Raw genomic sequence first — 18,048 nt, 5'->3', positions numbered from 1 at the left:
ATAGGCCGACCAAAGTGTGATTAAAATCAAAACAATTTGCGGGAGGAGTTCAAAAAAATTGAATAATTTTCAGGCGGGGATTTCAGAAAGGGAAAGCGATCAGTTCCACGCCTTCGGGCGTGACCTTAATCATCGATCCTTCGCTATGCCAGGCGCCTAACACCACGCGGTGGGCTTGCTCGCCGTTGGCGGTCAGGTCATGCATGGCCGGGCGATGGGTATGGCCGTGGATCAGCCACTGGACCTGGTGTTTTTCCATCACGCTGACCACCGCCTGCGGGTTCACGTCCATGATGGTCATCGATTTGCTGCTGTTGGCGGCCTTGCTGCCAGCGCGCATCTTCGCGGCGATACGGCTGCGGATAAACAGCGGCAGGGCGAGAAACAGGGTCTGGATCCAGGGGGTATGCACTTTGGCGCGAAACGCCAGATAGCCGGTATCGTCGGTGCAGAGCGTGTCGCCATGCATAATCAGCACCCGGCGGCCATACAGGTCGAGGACGGTCTCTTCCGCCAGCAGGATCATGCCGCTTTCCCGGGCGAAGCGTTTGCCCAGCAGAAAGTCGCGGTTGCCGTGGATAAAGAAGCAGGGGACGCCAGAGTCGACCAGCGCTTTAAGCGCACTCGCTATCTCGCGGTGCAGCGGGTTCGGATCGTCGTCGCCAATCCAGGCTTCGAACAGACCCCCCAGGATGTAAAGCGCATCGGCGTGGCGGGCTTCACCCTGTAAAAAACGCAGAAAACCGGCGGTGATCGCCGGTTCTTCTGTTTGCAGATGCAGATCTGCAATAAAGAGTGTCGCCACGAATTATTCGCTGACGGTCACGCTTGTGATTACAACGTCTTCTTTTGGAACGTCCTGGTGCATGCCGCTGCGGCCGGTAGAAACGGCTTTGATCTTGTCAACCACGTCCATACCTTCTACCACTTCTGCAAACACGCAGTAGCCCCAACCCTGCAGGCTTTCGCCAGAGAAGTTCAGGAAGTCGTTGTCTGCTACGTTAATGAAGAACTGCGCGGTGGCAGAGTGTGGCGCCTGAGTACGTGCCATCGCCAGGGTACCGCGGGTGTTTTTCAGACCGTTATTAGCTTCGTTTTTGATCGCCTCTTTGGTCTCTTTCTGTTTCATGCCAGGTTCAAAACCGCCGCCCTGGATCATAAAGCCGTTAATGACACGGTGGAAAATGGTGTTGTTGTAGAAACCTTCGCGGCAGTAGTCCAGGAAGTTTTTAACTGTTTCAGGCGCTTTGTCATCAAAGGTTTTGATTACGATATCGCCATGATTAGTGTGGAAAGTAACCATTTTTGCATCCTGTTCCGTTATAGTGGTGCTTCGACCCCGCCAGGGGCCACAATAAGCGCTTGTTATAGCATAACCTCACGACGCGATCACCTTGCATTGCGTGCTGCTTCGGGTTTGAATTACCATTAGAATATGCTGTTTTCACCCACACACGTCTCACATGGAATCTTCGATGTTAAAAATCTTCAACACACTGACGCGCCAAAAAGAGGAATTCAAACCTATTCATGCCGGGGAAGTCGGCATGTACGTGTGTGGTATTACCGTTTACGATCTCTGTCATATCGGCCATGGCCGTACTTTTGTCGCCTTCGACGTGGTCTCGCGCTATCTGCGCTTCCTTGGGTACAACCTTAAGTATGTACGCAATATCACCGATATCGACGACAAAATTATCAAACGCGCGAACGAAAATGGGGAAAACTTTGTCGATTTAGTCGATCGTATGATTGGCGAAATGCACAAGGATTTCGACGCGCTGAATATTCTGCGCCCGGACATGGAGCCGCGTGCGACGCACCATATCCCTGAGATCATTGAGATCACCGAACAGCTGATCGCCAAAGGCCACGCCTACGTGGCGGACAATGGCGACGTCATGTTCGACGTGCCGACCGATCCGCATTACGGTCAGCTCTCCCGCCAGGATCTGGATCAGCTCCAGGCCGGGGCGCGTGTGGATGTGGTTGAGGTTAAACGCAACCCGATGGACTTCGTGCTGTGGAAGATGTCCAAAGAGGGTGAACCAAGCTGGCCGTCCCCGTGGGGCGCGGGCCGTCCGGGCTGGCACATTGAGTGTTCGGCCATGAACTGCAAACAGCTGGGTAACCATTTCGATATTCACGGCGGCGGTTCTGACCTGATGTTCCCGCACCATGAAAACGAAATCGCCCAGTCCACCTGCGCCCATGACGGCGAATATGTGAACTACTGGATGCACTCCGGGATGGTGATGATTGACCGCGAGAAGATGTCCAAATCGCTGGGCAACTTCTTCACCGTGCGCGACGTGCTGAAGTATTACGATGCTGAAACCATCCGCTACTTCCTGATGTCCGGCCACTATCGCAGCCAGCTGAACTACAGCGAAGAGAACCTCAAGCAGGCGCGTTCTGCTCTCGAGCGTCTCTACACCGCCCTGCGCGGGACCGACACCTCCGTGGCGGCTGCGGGCGGCGAGGCGTTTGAAGCCCGCTTTATCGAGGCGATGAATGACGACTTCAACACGCCGGAAGCCTACTCTGTGCTGTTCGATATGGCGCGTGAAGTGAACCGTCTGAAAGGGGAAGATGCGCACGCCGCCAACGCGCTGGCCTCTCATATGCGTAAACTGTCTGGCGTACTGGGTCTGCTGGAACAGGCGCCGGAAGCGTTCCTGCAGAGCGGTGCGCAGACGGATGACGGCGAAGTGGCTGAGATTGAAGCGTTAATCAAGGCGCGTCTGGAAGCGCGTCAGGCGAAAGACTGGACCGCGGCCGATGCCGCGCGTAACCGTCTCACCGAGATGGGCATCATCCTGGAAGATGGCCCGCAGGGCACCACCTGGCGCCGTAAGTAAGTCCATCATGTCCGGCGGCGCATCGCTTGCCGGACATGGGTTTTTGTAGGCCGGGTAAGGCGCAGCCGCCACCCGGCTTTTTTAACGCCGCTTCCACCACAACAAACCCATCACGATAACCCCCGGCAGCCACACCCATAGCAGTTCCGAGATAATCACCTGATGCCCGTACGGCGTGGTGTAGCGCGACAGCGCAAAGGGCGCGACCTTGATCACCTGCCACGGCGCAAAAAAGCGTTCATCCGACCATGGCCACAGCCAGCCGACCCCCTTCCCGCCCGTCGTCACCGAATCCAGCAGGCTGTGCGACAGCAGCGACACGGTTAAAAACAGCCAGCAGCGCACCAGCCCCGCCCGGAACCACCGTCGCCCGACCAGCACGCAGAGTAATGGCACCACAAAGGCAAAGAGCAGCGAGTGGGTAAACCCGCGATGACCAAAAATATTGCCGTAGGCGACGCCAAACTTAAACGCGAGTACGTCGGCATCCGGCAGCATGGCGAGAACGATCCCGGCGAACAGCAGGCGAGGGGGGATCACCCGGCTGCCCAGTCCTAAGCCGAGGCAAACCGGCACAGCGGCGTGGGTAATAATGGTTGGCATAAGGATTATCCATGGCAAATCATGGAAATATAGCAGAGCGCGGCTTAACGCAGAGCCGGGCGTAAATCTGAATTATGCCGATTCCCGGGCGACGAGCTGCCCCGAGAGAGTAATGCGCTGGGTTTGCAGCTCAGGCTCTTTTAGCTGGCGGATCATTAACCCCGCCGCCTGACGCCCCGTCTCTTCGCTGGCGGAGGAGACATAGGTAAAGGACGGGGAGGTGAGGTTGACGTGCAGCATATCTTCAAATCCCACCAGCGCCACCTGCTGGGTGAGGAAGACATCTTTCCCCACGGTGCGGCCAACGTGATGGATCCCGGAGATAGAGCCAATCATCGCATCCGGGGAGTGGCAGAGCAGGGCGGTAATGGTGTTGTTTTTTTCCAGCAGCTGACGGGTGGCGAAACTCACCGCCTGGGTATCGTCGCTGCAGACGGGAGCGAATTCGTCGCGGAACACCAGCCCGTTTTGCGTCATCGCGCTGCGAAAACCGAGCAGCCGCTGCTCGCGGATTAAGTCGCCTTCCCGGCCACCGATATAGGCGATATTGCGATGGCCCCGCTCAATCAGATAGCGGGTCGCCAGATGCGCCGCCTGGCGGTTATCGCGCATCACCAGATTGCAGGTTTCGTTGAGCAGCGACTGGGAGACCGCCACCAGCGGCAGCGGGCACTGGCGGATCAGTGCGGGCAGGGTGGCCTGCCGGGCGCTGGAGGAGAGGTAGATCACCCCGGCAACCCCCTGCTGCTTAAAGGAGAGCAGGCAGCGCTCAAGATGCTCACCGTCGTTCAGCGGCTGGCCGAGAAAGACCATATACCCTTGCTTTTCCAGCTCCTGGACGATGCTTGCCATTACCTTAATGGAAAAGCTGTCGCTGAAATCGCGCAGGATCAGGCCGATAAGGTTGGAGGTGTTGGCGCGAAGATTGGCGGCGGCCACGTTATGCACGTAGCCCAGGGCGGTGATGGCGGCGTGGACTTTTTCGATCGTCGCCTCTGAGATCTTTCCTTTCTGACGCAGAACCAGCGAGACGGTAGAGACCGAAACCCCTGCCTCTCTGGCGACATCAATGATGCTGACCTTCTTCACATCTTCTCCCTGAAATGCCTGATAAGACAACGCCTCCCGTAAGAGTACAGGAGACGTGTCGGACAGGCAGCTTATTATTTACCGATTAGGGTGGACATCGTCTGGGCGATAAACTGCGCCCGGGCGCCAAAGATAACCTGAATGCCGGAGTCACCGACGAAGACCACGCCGCGTGCGCCGAGGCCGTTCAGACCGTCTTTGTCCACCACATCGCTCTTCGCCACTTCCAGACGCAGGCGGGTGATGCAGGAGCCGACAGAGTTGATGTTCTGCGCGCCACCGAGCAGGCCGATGATTTCGTTGGCGATTTCGGTATCGGTTTTATCGTCCGCATTGGCTGTCACTTCAGTGCGGCCCGGCGTTTTCACGTCGAAACGACGGATCACGAAGCGGAAGGTGAAGTAGTAAATCAGCGCCATCGGGACACCGATGATAATGGCGTTGAGGAAGTTGGTCTGGTAGCCGTTGAACGACGGCAGGATCCCGAACGACAGGTAGTCGATAAAGCCCGCGGAGAAGGACTTGGCGATATGCGCATGCAGCAGGTACATGGTCATGTAGGCCAGGCCCGCCATGATGGCGTTAAAGACGTAGAGGATCGGCGCCACAAAGATAAAGGTGAACTCCACCGGCTCGGTGATCCCGGTCAGGAAGCAGGTGAGTGCCGCGGAGAAGAGAATACCGGCGGCAATCTTTTTGTTTTTGGTGTGTGCTTCGTGGTACATCGCCAGACAGGCCGCAGGCAGCGCGAACAGCATCAGCGGGAACTCGCCCTGCATGAATTTTCCGGCGTTCTGGTAGGTATCGCTGCTGAAGGATTTCACCCCTTCTTCCAGCATCTTGAACCAGATGGTCTGGTCGCCGTGGATCACCTGGCCCGCCTGGGTAGTGTAATCCCCGAACGAGTACCAGAACGATGGATACCAGATATGGTGCAGACCCAGCGGGATCAGCGCACGCTCCACCAGACCAAAGATAAAGGTCGAGGCCGCCTGGTTATCACCGTTAACGATCACCGACAGCGCGTCGATACCGGCCTGGATATGCTGCCAGACGTACGGCAGCAGCAGCCCCATCACGAATGAGAGGAACGCCGTGGCGATCGCCACAAAACGTTTTCCGGAGAAGAAGCCGAGGAACTCCGGCAGCTGCATGGTGTGGAAGCGGTTATAACACCACGCGGCGAGGATCCCGCACAGCAGGCCGCCAAAGACGCCCATCTGCAGGGTCGGGATGCCCACCACCATGGCGTACTTGCCACCCTGGGAGGCCATCTCCGGCGTAATGCCGAGCACGGTGCCAATGGTGATGTTGGTGACAAACACCGCCACCGCTGCCGACAGCGCGGCGATACCCGATTCTGACGCCAGGCCGACGGCAGAGCCGATGGCAAACAGCATCGGCAGGTTATCAAAAATAACGCCGCCCGCGTTCATCATCAACGGCAGGTGGAATTTATCGCCGAAAGCCAGCAGCAGGCCCGCAGCGGGAAGCAGCGAGATCGGCAGCATTAATGCGCGACCAATCATCGACAATTTTGACAGCGATTTAACAAACCCTGATATCAGACTCATGCTGATTTCCCCCGAGTGCGCTCTGTGAGCGCTGTTATAGTGAGTAGAACGTTTTAGTAGAACGTTCTACTTATCGTGATGAAAGGGTGAAATCCGCGCAACTGAATTCTCACCTTTTAACAGATGAAATAGTGATTATTTGAAGTTGATCGATAATTAACCGTGATGATTATGAGGGATTTGGGGAGGGATTGTCGGGTGGCGCTGCGCTTACCCGATCTACAAAATCCGTAGGCCCGGTAAGCGCAGCGCCACCGGGCATAGAACAGCTTAATCAGTAACGGTGACGCTCTGACCTTCAAAGCTCACGGTCTGTCCGGCTACGATCTTGCAGCGCTTGCGGGTTTCCACCACGCCATCCACTTTGACCAGACCGTCAGCAATGACGATCTTGGCCTGGGCACCGCTCTCGCTCCAGCCTTCGAGCTTCAGCAGATCGCACAGCTCAACATGCGGGTGTTTACCTAATGAAAATGTCGCCATCTTACGCTTCCTCTACGTCGTGATACTCAACGCATGCTTGTAAAGTATTCTGAATCAGTGTTGCAACGGTCATCGGACCTACGCCGCCCGGAACCGGGGTGATATAAGAGGCACGGGCAGCGGCATCGTCAAACACCACGTCGCCGACCACTTTGCCGCTCTCCAGACGGTTAATCCCCACATCCACCACAATGGCGCCTTCCTTGATCCACTCGCCCGGGATAAAGCCCGGCTTACCGACCGCCACGATCAGCAGGTCAGCATTTTCGACGTGCTGGCGCAGATTTTTGGTAAAGCGGTGGGTCACAGTGGTGGTGCAGCCGGCCAGCAGCAGCTCCATGCTCATTGGGCGACCGACGATATTGGATGCGCCAATCACCACGGCGTTCAGGCCGTAGGTGTCGATGTTATAACGCTCCAGCAGGGTCACAATGCCGCGCGGCGTACAGGGACGCAGGCGAGGCGCGCGCTGGCACAGGCGGCCCACGTTGTACGGGTGGAAGCCGTCCACGTCTTTGTCTGGCGCGATACGTTCCAGCACTTTCACATTGTCGATGCCCGCAGGCAGCGGCAGCTGAACCAGAATGCCGTCGATTGCTTTATCGGCGTTCAGGGTATCGATCAGCTCAAGCAGCTCTGCTTCCGTGGTGGTTTCCGGCAGATCGTAAGAGCGGGAGAGAAAGCCGACCTCTTCGCACGCTTTACGTTTGCTGCCGACATAAATTTGTGAAGCCGGGTTGCTGCCGACCAGCACAACCGCCAGCCCAGGGGCGCGTTTTCCCGCGGCCAGACGTGCTGCCACTTTTTCCGCAACCTCAGAGCGCACCTGCTGCGCAATCGTTTTACCGTCAATAATCTTTGCTGCCATCAGAGAGAAGATTCCGTCTGTAAGGAGTGAAAGGGGGGATGAGCATATTTTGTCAGAAGCGCGCGCTGCTGTCAGTCACACTTTGCGGATTTTCCTGTTAAGCGGCGCTGAGGAGGGGCAGGGGTATGAACTGAAAGAGGATTGTACTAAAATCAATTGACTCAACCAGAGTTGACCGTATAATTCCACGCGCTTCACCACTGCGAAGTTTCTTCTCTGTGCGCCCTTAGCTCAGTTGGATAGAGCAACGGCCTTCTAAGCCGTAGGTCAAAGGTTCGAATCCTTTAGGGCGTGCCATTCAAAATCAATAAGTTACAACAAATCCCCACCTCACCAATAAATCACGCCGGGTAAATTGCCGTGTATGTTTCCTGCCCCTAAAACCCCGCCACTAAGCATCACCTTCACGCACAATATTTAACCTATTCACGAATAGCTAATATTCTGTATCCACTCCCCTCTTAAATCTGCTTTCCTAAAAGTGACCCAATCTTTCGGGGGGCTGCTGTACCCATACGCGAGGGGCTGGCTGAAGAAACCGCGGCGAATGATCAGAAAACGGTTTACAAAATCGCGCGAAACCTCGTTTAACCTTCGGTTCCATTCTGCGATATAGTAGCGACATTCTCGTCTCACCTTCTGACAGGTAACACCGGCAATGGCTCTGATCCCCAAAAACTACGCGCGGCTGGAAAGCGGCTACCGTGAGAAAGCCCTCAAAATCTATCCCTGGGTATGCGGACGCTGCTCGCGGGAGTTTGTCTATTCAAACCTGCGTGAACTGACGGTTCACCATATCGATCATGACCACACCAATAACCCGGAGGATGGCAGTAACTGGGAGCTGCTGTGCCTGTTCTGCCACGATCACGAGCATTCGAAGTACACCGAAGCCGACATGTACGGAACCACCGTGGTGGCGGGTGAGGATGCGCAAAAGGATGTGGGAGCAGCCACCTACAATCCGTTTGCCGATCTGAAATCGATGCTCAACAAAAAATAATTCATGTAGTGTCCAGGCCGGGCAAGCGACGCGAACCCGGCAACGCCCGAACAGATAACGGGCGAGTATTCAGAGGAAATGATGTCCGGTATTGCGCATTACTATGTCCAGCAGCAGAGCATGAACACGCAGCACGTGGCGACGCTATCGGCTCAGACCGCATCTTCAGGGGCGTCGCAGACCAGTGTCCCGGCCTCTTTTCAGCAGGTATCCCACGCATCGCAACCGATCGTTTCGCAGCCTGCTATCCCGACGCTCAATTCCGCTGATACCCGCCAGACCGCCGTTGCCGCAACGCCCGCCTCGTTTGGTCAGCTGGATCAGTACGCCCGTATCCAGGGCTGGAGTGAGAAGCAAATTGCGCTGATGAACCGCCTGTCTGAGTACAAAAACAGCCGCTCCGGTCCCGCCAGGAGGGCGCCAGGCGCAGGCGTTCGCGGGATTCGCAATAACAACCCCGGCAATCTGGAAGCCAGCTGGGCATTTAGCTGGCTGGGGCAGAATGGCACTGACGGGCGTTTCGCCACCTTTGCTACTCCCGAACACGGGATACGCGCGCTGGGGGTCAACCTGCTCTCCTACCAGCGACGCGGGCTGGATACCATCAGCAAAATTATCTCCCGCTGGGCGCCACCGCAGGATAATAACGATACCACCGCCTATATCCAGAATGTCAGTCAGGCGCTCGGCGTCTCGCCCACCACCCGGCTGGATGTGACCTCGCCTGACATATTACGCGCCCTCAGCAAGGCGATTATTCGTCAGGAAAATGGCAATGTGCCGTTTTCGGATGAGGTCATCAACAGCGGCGTCTTTTCGGCGCTGGGGATGGCGGAGCTGTCTGGCGCCCAGCCTGCGGTGTTGAAAAGCATGCCGGTTGACGAACAGCACTCCCCCTTTGTGTTGCAGGCCCGCAAAGAGTAACCCGCGCTTATCTCCCTTTTTACTTTGTTGCCCCTGTTTACACTTGATCATATAAAGATAATGAGTATAGTTCTCATTCTCTTTAGTGTTTGCGGGTGCACAGGGACTTTTCCGCAAGAGCAGTGAGCGCAGATCTCACATGGAACACTGAGTGTTAATGGTGACTCTGCACGGGGCGTAAGCTCCGATATCACAACCATAATCGCAACACTTATGCGACGCAGACGTCCACCGCAAATTCGATTTGTACGGTAAAGGATGCTCCTGATGTCAAAGAAATTTTCTACCCTGGCGCTGCTGGTGGCTGTCTCTCTTAGCGGCTGCGCTGCACAGCACACTGCCACGACCCAACCTGCTGCTGATATCCCGAAACCTGCTGCCCCGGCACAGACCAACGTCATCAAGCGCGATCTGGCTGACGGCCTGTATGAAATGGTCCTGAGCCCGAAAGAGGATGCGCTGTATGTTGCCAGCTCGGAAGGTTTCAAGGATGTGCAGGGCGGGGTAGTCTACAAGCTCGATCCGGCGACCCTTAAAACCACCGGTCGCAGCCATACCGATCTGAAAAACTTCGCGCTCGCTATCTCCCAGGACGGCAAAACGGTCTATGCCACCAACTCGCTGGACGGCGGGATCAGCGCCATCAGCACTGAAGACGGCAAAGTGAAAAAACGTCTGCTGTTTACCGAGCGCAATAAAGAGGGCTACCCGTACGGCGCGCGTCAGGTGCTGCTACATAACGACGTACTCTATATCGGCGGAGTGGGCGATCCCGCAGTGGTCTGGGTGGTGGATGCGAAGACCCTGACGCTGAAAAAAACCATCAAAAATGCGGGGCAGTGGGTGACCGGCCTGTTGTGGTCTGAACAAACCGGGCGTCTCTACGTGGCCAACGGCGGCGGCGAAATTCTGATTATTGACCCCCGCAGCAACCGCATCGAAAAACGCTGGAAGCCGCTTGGCGATAAACCGGCGCTGCTGCTCAACCTGGCGGAGGATCCCGCCACCGGTCGCCTGTTTGTCACCGACAACTCCAAAGCTAAAACCACACTGGTGCTGGATATCCGCAGCGGAGAACTCATCAAACAGCTCGACGTGGGCGACTCGCTGGCGGTGAAGTTCAACGCTAAACGCAACGAGCTCTACATCACCCAGCGCGAAAGCGGCAAGCTGTTGAGCCTGGATGCCACCACCTATGCGGTGAAGCAGAGCTGGGATCTGCCGCCAAACCCCAACAGCCTGCTGCTGTCGGCGGATGGTCAGACCCTGTACGTCACCGTTAAACAGCCGTTCAACAAAGATCACTCCACCAACGGGCCGGACAGCGTGGTGCGTATCGCCCTGAAATAGTCTTTTTTTATAACAATCAAGGCCCGGCGACGGGCCATTTTGCGCGCACGTTGAAAGAGTTAATCATGAACCACACCAGAACAATGAATAAAACGCTGCTGGCCCTCGCCATCGGCACCATCGCCCATTCCGCCGTCGCGGCGGAGAACAAAAAAGAAGAGACCCTCGTGGTACAGGCCGCTGCCAGCGATTTTAAACCCGGCGGCGACCAGCTGGTGCCAGCCTTCCTTGACGGGCAGGTGGCAAACGGCGGGCGCATGGGGATGCTTGGTCAGCAAAATGCCATGGACGTGCCGTTTAACATCATCAGTTACACCTCGAAGCTGGTGGAAGATCAGCAGGCGCGCACCATAGCCGACGTGGTGGCTAACGATGCGGGCGTCCAGTCCGTGCAGGGCTACGGCAACAGCGCGGAGAGCTACCGCATTCGCGGCCTGAAGTTCGACGGGGATGATATGACCTTCGGCGGACTCTCCGGGGTGCTGCCGCGTCAGGTGGTGGATGCGCAGATGGTGGAGCGGATTGAGATCTTCAAAGGGGCCAACTCCCTGATGAACGGCGCGGCCAGCTCCGGCGTGGGCGGGATGATCAACCTTGAGCCGAAACATGCAGACGCCACGCCGCAGGCGAAAGTGGGCGTGGACTACACCTCGGATTCCCAGATTGGCACTACCCTGGATGCCGGACGTCGCTTCGGTGACAACGACCAGTTTGGCGCCCGCGTCAACGTGGTTCACCGGGAAGGGGAAGCTCCGGTCGCCAACGACCGCCGTCGCACCACGCTGCTCTCCACCGGCCTCGACTATGCGGACGATAACTTCCGCAGTTCCGTGGATCTGGGTTATCAGAAGAAAACCTTCCACGGCTCAGAAACCGGGGTCAACGTCTCCGCCGTGGATTTTGTACCGGAGCCGCCGAAAAACGATCGCAACTACTCCCAGAAATGGGCCTACAGCAATATCGAAAACGAATTCGGCATGTGGCGCAGCGAGTATGACATCACCGATAACTGGACCGCCTATACCGGCCTGGGGGCACAGCACGCCCATGAAGAGGGGCTCTACAGCGGCGCGAAGCTGGTGGACAAGAGCGGCAAAGCCACCGCCTCCCGTCTGGATACCAACCGCCTCAGCGACAGCGTGAGCGGCATGGCGGGCATTCGCGGTAACTTCGATACCGGCTTTGTCTCGCACAAGGTGAACGTCGGCTATTCGGCGATGACCAAAAACGAAAAAATCGCCTGGAAGATGTCCGCCGCGAAAGATAACCCGGTCACTAACATCTACCACAACACCGGCGTGGATGCGCCGCCGAGTACCAACTTCAACGGCTCAGGCGGCAACTACAGCGATCCGCTGACCAGCGGCCGCACCCGCACTCAGGGCTGGCTGCTGAGCGACACCCTCGGCGTGCTGGACGATAAACTGCTGTTTACCGTCGGCGCCCGTCATCAGAAGGTGGTGATCCGCGGCTATAACAAAATCACCGGGATGGAAAATGCGGCTGACAGCTTCGATGGCGACCGCTGGATGCCTACCTATGGCGTGGTCTACAAGCCGTGGGAGACGGTGTCACTCTATGCTAACCACACCGAGGCGTTGCAGCCGGGTAAAACCGCGCCAAACACCGCCATCAACTACGGTCAGAGTACCGGTATCGTCCACTCGAAACAGAACGAAGTGGGGGTGAAGGCCGATTTCGGTCGCGTGGGCGGCTCGCTGGCGCTGTTTGAGATCAAAATGCCGTCCGCCATTCTCGACAGCCAGACCAAATACTACGGTCTGGATGCCGAACAGCGTAACCGCGGTGTGGAGCTGAACATCTTTGGCGAGCCGATGCTGGGCCTGCGTCTGAACGCCAGCGCCACCTGGCTGCAGGCGGAGCTGACCAAAACCAACAACGGCGTTAACCAGGGCAACGACGCGATTGGCGTGCCGAACTTCTACGGCGTGCTGGGGGCCGAGTATGACATCAAACCCATCGATGGCCTGACCGCCACCGCCCGGGTGAACCATTCTGGCTCACAGTATGCGGATCTCGCCAACAGCAAGAAGCTGGATAGCTACACCACGCTGGATCTGGGTGTGCGTTACCGCTTCGCGGTGAACAATGACCAGAACCAGATGACCGTTCGCGCCGGGATCGAAAACGTCACCGATGAGAACTACTGGGCAAGCGTGGATGACAGCGGCACCTACCTCTTCCAGGGTGAGCCGCGCACCTTTAAGGTCTCTGTCGGCTACGAGTTCTGAGTTCGTTCCTTGTTATCGGGGCAGGGATGCCCCATCGTCCGACTGTTATAAAAATGTAATCAATTGTTCTTATAGTGTTCCCACTTTATCGTTTCTTAGCCAAAAGAAAGGAAGCCATCGTGGGTAAACCTCTTAAGTCCGTATTCAAAAAAGAACATCGTGACGATGTCAGCAATCCCAGCGCTAACCCGGTATTTTCCAGCGTGGCGGAGATGTTCCTCTCCCGCCGTCGCTTCTTGCAGATGGGCGCCGTAGCCGGTGCCGCCGCCTCTTTCCCGTTCCTGCTCAAGCCTGAAAGCGCCCTTGCGGCGGTTTCACAGCCTTCCGCCCTGAGCAAGGCGGTTTCGCTCGGCTTTACCAGCATTCCGGTCTCCACCGACGACACGGTCAGGGTGCCCGAGGGCTATATCGCCCGGCCTTTCTACCGCTGGGGCGATGCCACCGGCATTAAGGGCACCATGCCGGCGTTCAAATTTGACGCCAGCAATACCACCGACGAGCAGGCGGCCCAGGCGGGCATGCACCATGACGGTATGGCGTGGTTCAGCCTACCGCAGGGGGAGGAGAACCCCGGCCACGGCCTGCTGGCGATGAACCATGAGTATATCGACAACGGGATGCTCTTTACCGACGGCACTGCCAACTGGAGCCTGGACAAAGCGCGTAAAGGCCAGAACGCGATGGGGGTGTCGGTTATCGAAGTGAAAAAGAACGGCAGTGACTGGGAAGTGGTGCGACCCTCCAGCTTCGCCCGCCGCATCACGGTCAACACCCCGATGCAGATCACCGGCCCGGCGCGTCAGCAGGATTTAATGAAAACCGCCGCCGATCCGCAGGGCGAGCGGGTGCTCGGCACCATGCAGAACTGCGCCAACGGCCACACCCCGTGGGGAACTTATCTCACTTGCGAAGAGAACTGGTCAGATATTTTTGTTAAGAAAGGCGAGCGGAACGCGCTGGAGAAGCGCTACGGCATCAGCGACAGCGATGAGTCCTACCGCTGGAGCGAAGTGGACGACCGCTTCAACGTGGATAAAACCCCTAACGAGCCGAACCGCTTTGGCTGGGTAGTCGAGATCGACCCCTACAACCCGGACTCGACGCCGCGCAAGCACACCGCGCTGGGGCGCTTCAAACATGAAGGTGCCGCTGTCACCCTGGCCGCCGATAAGCGCGTGGTCACCTACATGGGCGATGACCAGAAGTTTGAGTACATCTACAAATTTGTCTCCGACAATAAATATAACCCGGCGGATCGCGACGCCAACATGCAGCTGCTGACCACCGGCACGCTCTACGTCGCCCGCTTCAACGACGACGGCTCCGGCGAGTGGCTGCCGCTGGTCTTCGGCCAGAACGGGCTTGATAAGAGCAAGGGCTTCGAAAGCCAGGGCGATCTGCTGATCAAAACCCGTCTGGCGGCGGATGCGGTGGGCGCGACCAAAATGGATCGCCCTGAGTGGATCGCGGTCGATCCCCACAGCAGCGGCAGCGTCTACTGCACCCTGACCAACAACAGCGATCGCGGTAAAGAGGGCAAAGCGCCGGTGGATGCGGCCAACCCGCGGGCCAATAACACCTTCGGCCACATCATGCACTGGCTCGAAGAGGGGAACGATCCTGCGGCCCTGCGCTTCAAATGGGATATTCTGGTGCTGGCCGGACGCACGGACACGACGGATGAAAAGGCGAAGGGCAGCATGAAGGGGGCCGAATTCGGCAGCCCGGACGGCCTCTCTTTCGACCATCAGGGCGTGCTCTGGATCCAGACCGATGTCTCCTCCAGCACCATTAACAAAAAAGCCTATGAGGGGATGGGCAATAACCAGATGGTGGCGACCATTCCGGGCACCAACGAGTATCGCCGCTTCCTGACGGGCCCGCGCGGCTGCGAAATCACCGGCATTGCGTTCACCCCGGACAACCGTACGCTGTTTATCAATATTCAGCATCCGGGTGAGGGCGGGGACGACATTACCGACCCGGCAAACCCGCGCGCCGTCTCCAACTGGCCGGACAACAACCCGAACGGACGTCCCCGGGCGTCAACGGTTGTCATCACCAAAGCGGACGGCGGCCTGATCGGTTCGTGATCCCCTCCCGCCGGGCAGCAGCCGTTGCCCGGCGTTTAACTTGCTCCCGTCTGCATGAAGTGTTAAAAGGTGCCCCTTCCTCAAAAAGAGACAGGGCCAGGCCGTGAGAAACGCCTCATCCGCTTCAGACAAAAGTGCTGCTGAAGCCGCGTCGGAACAGACACCGACGCTCCATCGTGGTTTACAAAATCGACATATTCAACTTATCGCTCTCGGTGGCGCTATCGGCACCGGACTGTTCCTCGGCATCGGGCCCGCCATTCAGATGGCCGGCCCCGCCGTGCTGCTGGGCTATGCCATTGCGGGCATGATCGCCTTTCTGATCATGCGCCAGCTTGGCGAGATGGTGGTTGAAGAGCCAGTCTCCGGCTCCTTTGCCCATTTCGCCTACAAATACTGGGGCCCTTTTGCGGGCTTCCTGTCGGGCTGGAACTACTGGGTAATGTTCGTGCTGGTGGGCATGGCGGAGCTGACCGCCGCAGGCATCTATATGCAGTACTGGCTCCCGGATGTACCCACCTGGGTCTGGGCCGCGGCGTTCTTCATCATCATTAACGCCGTCAACCTGGTGAACGTGCGCCTGTACGGTGAGACGGAGTTCTGGTTTGCCCTGATCAAGGTGCTGGCGATTATCGGCATGATCGGCTTTGGCCTGTGGATGCTCTTCTCCGGGCACGGCGGTGAGCGGGCAACCATCGACAACCTGTGGCAGCACAGCGGCTTCCTCGCGACCGGCTGGAAAGGGCTGGTGCTGTCGCTGGCGGTGATCATGTTCTCCTTTGGCGGACTGGAGCTTATCGGCATTACCGCCGCCGAAGCCCGCGATCCGCACAAGAGCATCCCGAAAGCGGTCAACCAGGTGGTCTACCGTATTCTGCTGTTCTATATCGGCTCGCTGGTCGTCCTGCTGGCGCTCTACCCGTGGGTGGAAGTGAAGTCCGACAGCAGCCCGTTCGTGATGATTTTCCACGATCTGAACAGCAACCTGGTGGCATCGGCACTTAACTTCGTGATTCTGGTGGCCTCGCTGTCGGTCTATAACAGCGGCGTTTACTCCAACAGCCGGATGCTCTTTGGTCTCTCTGTGCAGGGTAACGCGCCGAAGTTCCTGACCCGCGTCAGCCGTCGCGGCGTGCCGGTCAATTCGCTGCTGCTCTCCGGGGGCATTACCTCCCGGGTGGTGCTGATCAACTACCTGCTGCCGCACGAAGCCTTTGGCCTGCTGATGGCACTGGTGGTGGCAACGCTGCTGCTGAACTGGATCATGATCTGTCTGGCCCACCTGCGTTTTCGCGCAGCGATGCGTCGCAAAGGGCGCGAGACGCAGTTCAAAGCGCTGCTCTACCCGGCGGGTAACTATCTCTGTATCGCCTTCCTGGCGATGATCCTGGTGCTGATGTGCACCATGGACGGCATGCGCACCTCGGCGATCCTGCTCCCGGTGTGGATTGTCTTCCTGTTTGCGGCGTTTAAACTCTCCCGCAAAAAGTAGTGCGGTTTCTGCCCGGCGGCGCTGCGCTTGCCGGGCCTACGATGCTGTAGGCCGGGTAAGCGCAGCGCCACCCGGCACCCCCGCGCACCCTACTTCACCTTTATCGTGACCCCTCTCGCACTTCTTAACCGATCCCCAGGATCTTTGTTTTGTAATCGATTACTTTTCATTTGATACGATTTGTAATCGATTACTTTTTAAGGGTGGGGCTTATCATGGTGTCGACAACTGAAAGTAGTGGAAAGGTGACAGGGGAGTACCGGCTGCTGGTACCACGCCTCTCCCTGATGATGTTCCTGCAATTTTTTATCTGGGGTAGCTGGTCGGTAACGCTCGGTCTGGTGATGACCCAGCACAACATGTCATTGCTGATTGGCGATGCCTTCTCCGCCGGGCCGATTGCCTCGATTCTGTCGCCGTTTGTCCTCGGTATGCTGGTGGACCGCTTCTTCGCTTCGCAGAAAGTGATGGCGGTGATGCACCTGGCCGGGGCGGCGATCCTGTGGTTCGTGCCGGGGGCGCTGATCGCGGAGAACGGCGCGCTGCTAATCGGCCTGCTGTTTGGCTACACGCTTTGCTACATGCCAACCTTGGCGCTGACCAATAACATCGCTTTCCACAGCCTGGCGAACGTCGACAAGACCTTCCCGGTGGTCCGCGTGTTTGGCACCATCGGCTGGATTGTGGCGGGGATCTTTATCGGCGTTACCGGCGTGGCCGCAAGCATCACCATCTTCCACGTGGCGGCGGCCAGCTCCGTCCTGCTGGCGCTCTACAGCCTGACGCTGCCGCACACGCCTGCCCCAGCCAAAGGGATGCCAGTGAAGGTGCGCGATCTCTTCTGCGCCGACGCTTTCGCCCTGCTGAAAACCCGTCACTTCTTTATCTTCTGCCTGTGCGCGATGCTGATCTCCGTCCCGCTCGGCACCTACTACGCTTATACCGCCTCTTACCTGGCGGATGCCGGGATCGCGGATGTCAGTACCGCCATGTCCTTCGGCCAGATGTCCGAAATCTTCTTTATGCTGGTGATCCCGCTGCTGTTCCGCCGTCTGGGTGTTAAATACATGCTGCTGATCGGCATGCTGGCGTGGTTTGTCCGCTACGCGATGTTTGCCCTGGGGGTAAGTGAAGAGGGGCGCATTCTGCTCTATCTCGGCATCCTGCTGCATGGCGTCTGCTATGACTTCTTCTTTGTGGTGGGCTTTATCTATACCGACCGCGTGGCGGGCGAAAAGGTCAAAGGCCAGGCGCAGAGCATGATCGTGATGTTCACTTACGGTATCGGCATGCTGCTGGGCTCGCAAATTTCCGGCGCGCTCTACAACCGCCTGGTCGCGGGGCAGGCCGTGCCACAGGCGTGGGTAACATTCTGGTGGATCCCGGCGGTAGCTGCTGCCGTGATTGCACTCGTTTTCCTTGTCTCGTTCAAATATGACGATGACAAGGCGTAATT

15 protein-coding genes and 1 tRNA gene are annotated in these 18,048 nt (G+C 57.6%); 9 read left to right on the top strand and 7 right to left on the bottom strand.

The window, feature by feature from the left end; translation table 11 throughout:
- Window positions 1-82: 82 nt before the first annotated feature.
- Both lpxH and ppiB read right to left on the bottom strand, forming a co-directional pair.
- Window positions 83-805, bottom strand: a complete 723-nt coding sequence (lpxH, locus tag DVA43_RS12340) for a UDP-2,3-diacylglucosamine diphosphatase (protein WP_114315724.1) — start codon at window positions 803-805, stop codon at window positions 83-85.
- Between the two features lie 3 nt (window positions 806-808).
- On the bottom strand, window positions 809-1,303 hold the full coding sequence (ppiB, locus tag DVA43_RS12335) for a peptidylprolyl isomerase B (protein WP_020685026.1): 495 nt from the start codon (window positions 1,301-1,303) through the stop codon (window positions 809-811).
- 172 nt (window positions 1,304-1,475) lie between these two features.
- On the opposite strand from ppiB, the gene cysS reads away from it, so the two are divergent.
- Window positions 1,476-2,861 (top strand): cysteine--tRNA ligase, encoded by a 1,386-nt coding sequence (gene cysS, locus DVA43_RS12330; RefSeq protein WP_114315723.1) that lies wholly within the window; start codon window positions 1,476-1,478, stop codon window positions 2,859-2,861.
- 81 nt (window positions 2,862-2,942) lie between these two features.
- Here the strand turns inward: cysS and DVA43_RS12325 are convergent, their stop codons facing one another.
- The 5 genes from DVA43_RS12325 to folD form a co-directional block, all read right to left on the bottom strand.
- Window positions 2,943-3,464, bottom strand: coding sequence for a metal-dependent hydrolase (locus DVA43_RS12325; RefSeq protein WP_103824098.1), 522 nt, complete (start codon window positions 3,462-3,464; stop codon window positions 2,943-2,945).
- 72 nt (window positions 3,465-3,536) lie between these two features.
- Entirely contained in the window at window positions 3,537-4,553 is a 1,017-nt protein-coding gene (gene malI / locus DVA43_RS12320) for a Mal regulon transcriptional regulator MalI (RefSeq protein ID WP_103824099.1), read from the bottom strand.
- Between the two features lie 74 nt (window positions 4,554-4,627).
- Window positions 4,628-6,127 (bottom strand): PTS transporter subunit EIIC, encoded by a 1,500-nt coding sequence (locus DVA43_RS12315; RefSeq protein WP_103178542.1) that lies wholly within the window; start codon window positions 6,125-6,127, stop codon window positions 4,628-4,630.
- A gap of 270 nt (window positions 6,128-6,397) precedes the next feature.
- A complete protein-coding gene (gene ybcJ / locus DVA43_RS12310) occupies window positions 6,398-6,610 on the bottom strand; it encodes a ribosome-associated protein YbcJ (RefSeq protein ID WP_114315722.1) in 213 nt (70 codons plus the stop codon).
- A gap of 1 nt (window position 6,611) precedes the next feature.
- On the bottom strand, window positions 6,612-7,478 hold the full coding sequence (gene folD, locus DVA43_RS12305; protein WP_103178543.1) for a bifunctional methylenetetrahydrofolate dehydrogenase/methenyltetrahydrofolate cyclohydrolase FolD: 867 nt from the start codon (window positions 7,476-7,478) through the stop codon (window positions 6,612-6,614).
- 220 nt (window positions 7,479-7,698) lie between these two features.
- Between folD and DVA43_RS12300 the strand changes: the two genes are divergently transcribed.
- From DVA43_RS12300 to DVA43_RS12265, 8 genes are all read left to right on the top strand, one after another.
- Window positions 7,699-7,775: transfer RNA gene (locus DVA43_RS12300), tRNA-Arg, on the top strand.
- A gap of 361 nt (window positions 7,776-8,136) precedes the next feature.
- The gene (gene yajD, locus DVA43_RS12295) at window positions 8,137-8,481 is read left to right on the top strand and encodes an HNH nuclease YajD (RefSeq protein ID WP_103178545.1); all 345 of its coding nucleotides are present in this window, start codon (window positions 8,137-8,139) and stop codon (window positions 8,479-8,481) included.
- A 78-nt stretch (window positions 8,482-8,559) separates the two neighbouring features.
- The gene (locus DVA43_RS12290; protein ID WP_147271028.1) at window positions 8,560-9,405 is read left to right on the top strand and encodes a hypothetical protein; all 846 of its coding nucleotides are present in this window, start codon (window positions 8,560-8,562) and stop codon (window positions 9,403-9,405) included.
- Window positions 9,406-9,672: 267 nt separating this feature from the next.
- Window positions 9,673-10,755: a YncE family protein gene (locus DVA43_RS12285; RefSeq protein WP_114315720.1), complete on the top strand. Its 1,083-nt coding sequence runs from the start codon at window positions 9,673-9,675 to the stop codon at window positions 10,753-10,755.
- 65 nt (window positions 10,756-10,820) lie between these two features.
- Window positions 10,821-13,007 (top strand): TonB-dependent siderophore receptor, encoded by a 2,187-nt coding sequence (locus DVA43_RS12280; RefSeq protein ID WP_114315719.1) that lies wholly within the window; start codon window positions 10,821-10,823, stop codon window positions 13,005-13,007.
- Between the two features lie 119 nt (window positions 13,008-13,126).
- Window positions 13,127-15,100, top strand: coding sequence for a PhoX family phosphatase (locus tag DVA43_RS12275; RefSeq protein WP_114315718.1), 1,974 nt, complete (start codon window positions 13,127-13,129; stop codon window positions 15,098-15,100).
- A 103-nt stretch (window positions 15,101-15,203) separates the two neighbouring features.
- Entirely contained in the window at window positions 15,204-16,592 is a 1,389-nt protein-coding gene (gene pheP / locus DVA43_RS12270) for a phenylalanine transporter (RefSeq protein ID WP_114315717.1), read from the top strand.
- A gap of 215 nt (window positions 16,593-16,807) precedes the next feature.
- Window positions 16,808-18,046, top strand: coding sequence for an MFS transporter (locus tag DVA43_RS12265; protein ID WP_103181038.1), 1,239 nt, complete (start codon window positions 16,808-16,810; stop codon window positions 18,044-18,046).
- Window positions 18,047-18,048: the final 2 nt, after the last annotated feature.

It is taken from the genome of Leclercia sp. W6, assembly GCF_003336345.1.
GTDB lineage: Bacteria > Pseudomonadota > Gammaproteobacteria > Enterobacterales > Enterobacteriaceae > Enterobacter.
Note: the sequence above shows the minus strand (reverse complement) of the source record. Positions and strands in the feature narration are given on the sequence as shown.